Consider the following 6,536-nt stretch of genomic DNA (forward strand, 5'->3'; position numbering starts at 1 on the left):
CGAGTGCCCCACCGTCCCCCGGCCATGCCTCCTCGGCCCTCCCCGCCGAAATGCCCGCGAAATTCAGCGGCGGGCGGGGAACGGCCTCATTAGCATCGGCGTGCCATGCGACGCTTCCCTGATCCGGAATCCGGAACGCCAGATCATCGTTCACCCACATCCTATCTGTTATGGCTTGCCCGTAATCTCCGCCATTCCATTTTCCTCGGCGTTTTGTGGGGAATTCTCTGTGTGCTGGCCCAGGCACTCGTACCGGCCGCGATCGGCGCCGCCATCGACACCGGGATCATCGACCGGGACCGGCGGACGCTGCTGCTGTGGGGCGGCGCGGTGCTGGGGCTCGGTGTGGTGCAGGCCACCACCGGCATTCTGCGCGACCGCTGCACCCTCACGACCCGGCTCGGCGCCTCGTACCGCACCATGCAGCTCATCACCCGCCAGACCGCCACGCTCGGCGCCACCCTGCGGGGGCGCGTGGCCAAGGGCGAGATCGTCAACGCCGGTGTGGCGGACATCGACCGGATCGGCGAGGCGCTGGCCGGCACCGCCCGTGGCAGCGGCGCGGTCGTGGCCATCGCCGCCATCGCCGCGATCATGCTGGACGCCTCCTGGCGGCTCGGAGCCGTGGTGCTGGCCGGTGTGCCGCTGATGGTCTGGGCGGTCGCGCTGCTGATCCGCCCGCTGCACCGACGCCAGGAGCGGCTGCGCGAGCACCAGGCCGAACTGACCGGCCGGGCCGTCGACATCGTCAGCGGTCTGCGCGTACTGCGCGGCATCGGCGGCGAGGAGGCCTTCGCCGAGCGCTACCACGCCGACTCCCAGCGGCTGCGCGGCGCGGGGGTGGCGCTCGCCCGCGTCGATGCCCTGTTCGGCGCCGTCAAGGTGCTGCTGCCGGGCCTGTTGACCTGTGTCGTCGTCTGGCTGGGGGCGCGCTATGTGGCCGAGGGCCAGATCGGCGCCGGTCAGCTCGTCGCGTTCTACGGCTACGCCGTCTACCTGGCCGATCCGCTGCGCCGGCTCACCGACGCCGCCGGGCAGCTGACCCGGGGCCATGTCGCCGCCCGCCGCGTCACCGACTTATCCGCGCTCACGCCCGAACTCTCCTCCGGCACCGGTTTGCCACGGCCGCACACCGCTGGGAGGGACCGCCTGCCCAGCGGTGGCCCCCTGGCCGACCCCGACTCCGGGCTGGCCGTGGCAGCGGGCCGGTTCACCGCCGTGGCCTGCGCATCCCCGGCCGACGCCGCCACCCTCGCCGACCGGCTGGGCCGTTACACCGACTCCGCCGTCACCTGGCAGGCGGCGCCGCTCGCCGATCTGCCGCCGGCGGAGGTGCGGCGGCGCATCCTCGTCGCCACCAACGACGATCTGCTCTTCGCCGGCCCGCTGGGCGATGAACTGGACCCGGCCGGGCTCCGCCCCGGCTCCCGTGAGCCGCTGGAACGGGCGCTGGACACCGCCTCGGCGCGCGACATCGTCGAGGCGCTGCCGGAGGGTCTGGACACCGTGATCGCCGCGTCCGGGCGCGACCTCTCCGGCGGCCAGCAGCAGCGGCTGCGGCTGGTACGGGCCCTGATGGCCGACCCGGAGGTGCTGGTCCTGGTCGAGCCCACCAGCGCGGTCGACGCCCACACCGAGGCCCGCGTCGCCCGCGGGCTCGGCGCCCACCGCGCGGGCCGCACCACCGTCGTGTTCACCACCAGCCCGATCCTGCTCGACCGGGCGGACCACGTCGTCTACGTCGAGAGCGCGAAGGCTGTCGCCCAGGGCACACACGGCGAACTCCTCGACGACCCCCGCTACCGGGCCGTGGTCGCCCGAGAGGAGGACGCGCTATGAGCGTGTCTTGGCGCGCTGTGCGGGCTGGACTGAGGAGCCGCGCAGCGACGGAGGAGCGAGCAGTGACGAGGGAAGCCCGCGCGTTGGAGCGCGCCGGGACTGAGCGGGAGGGGGCCAGCACCCCGCTGCCCATCGCCTCCGCGAAGGACGTCCGCGGCCACGTCCGCCGGCTGGCCCGGCGTCACCCGCGTGAGCTGGCCGCCACCCTGACGCTGTACGGCCTGGCCGCCGTCTGCGGCCTGGTGGGGCCCTGGCTGCTGGGCGGCCTGGTCGAGGACGCCGGGCGCGGCGCCGCGGACATCCCCCGTACCGCGCTGCTGATCTGCGCGTTCATCGTGGCCCAGGCGCTGCTGACACACGCCGCCGGATACGCCTCGGCCAGGCTGGGCGAGCAGGTCCTGGCCGAGTTGCGTGAGCGGTTCGTCGACGATGTGCTGACGCTGCCGCTCGCCACCGTCGAGCGGGCGGGCTCGGGGGACCTGGTCACCCGCACCACCCGCGATGTGGACGTGCTGGCGCGCGTGGTGCGCGGCGCGGTGCCCGCCGCCGTCACCGCGCTGGTCACGATCCTTGTCACCCTCGGGGCGATGGCCGTGGTCGGCCCGCTGCTCGCGTTCCCCTGTCTGATCGCCGTTCCCGTCCTGTGGGCCGCCTCCCGGTGGTTCTTCGGTCGCGCCCGCGACGCCTTCCTTGCTCAGAGCGCCACGTACTCCCAGCTCACCGAGGGCCTGATGGAGACCGTCGAGGGGGCCCGTACGGTCGAGGCGCTGCGTATCGCCGAGCGCCGCACCGCCCGCACGGACCAGGACATCGCCGAGTCCTACGCCGCCGAGCGGCACACGATGGGGCTGCTCACGGTCTTCCTGCCGATCATCGACACCGCGTATGCGCTTCCGGTGGCCGCCACGCTGGTCATCGGCGGGTTCTTCGCCATCGACGGCCTGGTCTCGCTGGCGTCGGTCACCGCGGCCACGCTCTATGTCCAGCAACTGCTGGGGCCGGTCGACACATTGCTGTACTCGCTGGGCGATCTGCAGACCGGCTCCGCCTCACTGGCGCGGCTGCTGGGGGTCGGCCACGGGCCCGGCGCCACGGGAGCCGCGCCCGGCGGGAGCGGGCTGAGCCGGGCGGCCCGCGGGGATCTCAAGGGGCGGCGGGCGCTTGAGGTCAGCGGGGTGAGTTACGCCTACCGCGACGGCCGGGACGTACTGCGCGGCATCGATCTGAGGATCGAGCGCGGGGAGCGGCTGGCCGTCGTCGGCCCGTCGGGCGCGGGCAAGTCGACCCTCGGCCGGCTGCTCGCCGGGATCCATCCGCCGCGCACCGGCGCGGTCACCGTCGGGGGAGTGGCGCTGACGGATCTCTCACCGGCCGAACTGCGCGGCGAGGTCGCCCTGGTCACCCAGGAGACGTATGTCTTCCGTGGCACGGTGCGCGACAACCTGCTCATCGCCAGGACCGGGGCGGACGACGCCGAACTGGAGCGGGCGCTGCGGGCGGTCGGCGCCTGGGAGTGGGCCGCGCTGACGGGGCTCGACGCCCGGGTGGGAGCCGGTGGCGCGGCGCTGTCGCCCGACCGCGCGCAGCAACTCTCCCTGGCCCGGCTGATCCTCGCCGATCCGCATACGCTGGTGCTGGACGAGGCCACCTCGCTGCTCGATCCGCGCGCGGCCCGGGACACCGAGCGGTCGCTCGCCGCGGTCCTCGAAGGGCGCACCGTCGTGGCCATCGCCCACCGGCTGCACACCGCGCATGACGCGGACCGGGTGGCGGTGATGGAGGACGGGCGGATCACCGAACTCGGGCCGCACGAGGAACTGGTGCGGCGCGGCGGCCCGTACGCCGCGCTCTGGGCCTCCTGGCACGGCCGCGCCTGACCTGCCGGCCCCTGACCTGCCGGCCCCTGACCTGCCGGCCCCGCCAGGGCCCGGCCGGTCAGCCGCCACAGTGGTGAACATGCGGCCCGGTGAGGCCGCGCGTCTCACTCCTCATCGACGAGAACGACCTCGACCCCGGCGGCCCGCAGCGCCCGCACCTCGTCCGGGTCGGCCGCGCGGTCCGTCACCAGCGTCCACCCCGGCGGCAGCTGGACCCAGGTGTGGAAGGGGCGGCGGCCGATCTTCGCCGAGTGGGCCAGTACGTAGACGGCGTCGGCCCGGCGGGCCATCAGCTCCTTGAGGCGGGTCTGCCGCAGGTCCGCCTCGCACAGACCGTCGTGGGCCGTCACGCCGTCGGCGCCGAGGAAGACCCGGTCGAAGGTCATCCGCTCCAACGCGGCCTCGGCGAGCGGCCCGACGAAGCTCTGGCTCAGCGGGCGCAGCGTGCCGCCGAGGCACTCCACCCGTACGTCGTCCACGTCGGACAGCTCCTGCAGCGCGGTGAGCCCGGTGGTCGCCACCGTCAGATCCCCGGCGCTGCGCAGCTCATGGGCCAGGGCGCCGACGGTCGAGCCCGCGTCGAGCAGGACCGTCTCGCCCGTACGGATCCGCTCCGCCGCCCACCGGGCGATGGCGCGCTTGGCCTCGAACGCCTCGCCGGTGCGCTGGCGCAGCGATGCTTCGGGGTGCGCCACCAGGGCCATCGCCCCGCCGTAGGTGCGGGCCAGCCGTCCGGCGGCGGTCAGTTGGGCGAGGTCGCGGCGGATGGTGGAGGCGGTGACCCCGAAGGTGCGGGACAGCTCCTCCACACTCGCCAGACCCGTGGTGGTGGCGAGGTGGACGATCTGGTCGCGGCGGCCCCGGGCTCCCTGGGCTGGCATCGTCAACTCGTCACTCGTCCTTCTGGTCTTGCGCCACCGGCTGGTCTCGCTTCACCGGCTGGTCTCGCGTCACCGGGCGGTCTCGCTTCACCGGGCGGGGGCCGAGGACATCTCGGCCGCCTGCCGCAGGGCCTCGATCATGCTACCGGCGTCCGCCTTTCCGGTACCGGCGATGTCGAAAGCGGTTCCGTGGTCGACGGAGGTGCGGATGACGGGCAGCCCGACGGTCAGGTTGACCCCGGCCTCCAGACCGAGCACCTTGACCGGGCCGTGGCCCTGGTCGTGGTACATCGCCACGATCAGGTCGTAGTCGCCGCGGCCGGCCAGGAAGAAGGCGGTGTCGGCGGGGAGCGGGCCGCGGGCGTCGATACCGTCGGCGCGCAGCACCTCCAGCGCGGGGACGATCTTCTCCTCTTCCTCGCCGTAGCCGAACAGCCCGTTCTCGCCCGCGTGCGGGTTGATACCGCAGACGCCGATGACGGGGTTCGGCGTACCGGCGCGGACCATCGCCTCATGGCCGCGGCGTACGGTGCGCTCGACGAGGCCGGGTTCGATCCGGTTGACCGCGTCGATCAGACCGATGTGCGTGGTGACGTGGATGACCTTCACGGTCGGCGTGGCCAGCATCATGGAGACCTCGTCGACGCCGGTGAGATGGGCGAGGAGTTCGGTGTGGCCGGGGAAGACATGGCCGCCCGCGTGCAGGGCCTCCTTGTTCAGGGGTGCGGTGCAGATGCCCTGCACCGCACCGCTCATGGCCAGTTCGGCGGCCACCGCTATGTACTGGTAGGCGGCGTCCCCGGCCACCGGGGACAGCTGCCCCCAGGGCAGATCGGCGGGGAGCAGGTCCAGGTCGATCACATTGATCCGCCCCAGGGTGAACTCGGCCTCCCCGGGCCCGGAGACGGGGACGATCTCGCAGTCGAGGCCCCGCAGCCGGGCGGCCTGGCGCAGCCGCGCCGCGTCCCCGATGACGACCGGGCGGCAGCGCCGCAGCGTGTCCTGGTCGAGCAGGGCGGAGACGACCACCTCAGGCCCGATGCCCGCGCCGTCGCCCATGGTGACCGCGATGAGGGGGAGCGGGCCGTCGGCGGGGGAGGCGGGGTTGGGGGATGGGTTCATGGACGGACCTTCCGTTGAGTCGGGTGGGGGCGCAGCGCGTGGACGATCTGCCGCAGCGAGTCGGCGTCGCCGAAGCTGCCCGGGCGGGTCACGACGGATCGCCCGTCGGGGGTACGCAGGTGTACGGCGCCGTGGTGCACCTGGCCGACGGGGTGGAGTTCGGAGACGCCGAGCGCGTCCAGCACCCGCCGGGCGGTCTCCCCGCCGGTCAGGACGAGGTCGACGGGCCCCTCGTGGCGGGCGAGCGCGGCGGCGACGGTGCGGGCGAGGCCGTGCACCAGGCGCCGGGGCGAGAAGTCCGCCGGGGCGGGGCCGGGCGCGGGGGTGAAGACGGTGACCGCGTCGTCGTGGAGCGGCGGCGGCGGGGCTGAGTCGTCCGCGCACAGGGCTTCGAGGGGGAGGCGCAGGACGGTGGCGCCGTCGTCGGCCAGCCGCCGGATCTGCTCGGCGGCCGAGGGCTCGGCGGTGCCGACCACGACCAGCAGCGGCCGGGGCTCGGCCGCACCTGGCACAGCCGCAGGTGGCGCGGCGGTCCCGGCGTCGGGCTCCTCGCTCGCCAGATGGCGGCCGAGGGCGGCGGCCAGGCCGCCGGAGCCGACCAGCCGGGTGCCCGGCCCGCCCGGCCCGCCCGGCCCGCCGGGCCCGTCGGCCAGCGCGGCCTCGACGATCGCGTCCAGGTCGGCGTCGGTCTCCGCGTCGCAGATGGCCACCCGCCCCTCGGCCAGGGCGGCCGGCTGGATTCGTCGCTCGTCCTGACCATGCTGCTGGTCCTGGCGGTGGCGGCGCAGGGGCCGGTGCGCCGGGCGCTGTCCGCGCC

The 6,536-nt window shown here is 74.3% G+C and carries 5 protein-coding genes; 2 read left to right on the top strand and 3 right to left on the bottom strand.

The genetic code is table 11. From position 1 onward, the window contains the following. Window positions 1-105: 105 nt before the first annotated feature. On the top strand, window positions 106-1,839 hold the full coding sequence (locus ACWDSL_RS36330; protein WP_450492215.1) for an ABC transporter ATP-binding protein: 1,734 nt from the start codon (window positions 106-108) through the stop codon (window positions 1,837-1,839). Between the two features lie 62 nt (window positions 1,840-1,901). Continuing rightward, complete coding sequence (locus ACWDSL_RS36335; RefSeq protein ID WP_450492216.1) at window positions 1,902-3,716, top strand: ABC transporter ATP-binding protein; 1,815 nt, start codon at window positions 1,902-1,904, stop codon at window positions 3,714-3,716. Window positions 3,717-3,820: 104 nt separating this feature from the next. Here the strand turns inward: ACWDSL_RS36335 and ACWDSL_RS36340 are convergent, their stop codons facing one another. The 3 genes from ACWDSL_RS36340 to ACWDSL_RS36350 all read right to left on the bottom strand — a co-directional run. Continuing rightward, a complete protein-coding gene (locus tag ACWDSL_RS36340; protein WP_450492217.1) occupies window positions 3,821-4,597 on the bottom strand; it encodes a DeoR/GlpR family DNA-binding transcription regulator in 777 nt (258 codons plus the stop codon). Window positions 4,598-4,684: 87 nt separating this feature from the next. Further along, the gene (gene pdxA, locus ACWDSL_RS36345; protein WP_450492218.1) at window positions 4,685-5,719 is read right to left on the bottom strand and encodes a 4-hydroxythreonine-4-phosphate dehydrogenase PdxA; all 1,035 of its coding nucleotides are present in this window, start codon (window positions 5,717-5,719) and stop codon (window positions 4,685-4,687) included. Further along, window positions 5,716-6,536: nucleotide-binding domain containing protein (locus ACWDSL_RS36350; protein ID WP_450492219.1), on the bottom strand; the 821-nt coding region annotated here is incomplete at its 5' end. The genes ACWDSL_RS36350 and pdxA, both read right to left, overlap by 4 nt.

The sequence above is a fragment of the Streptomyces sp. NPDC000941 genome (assembly GCF_053599555.1).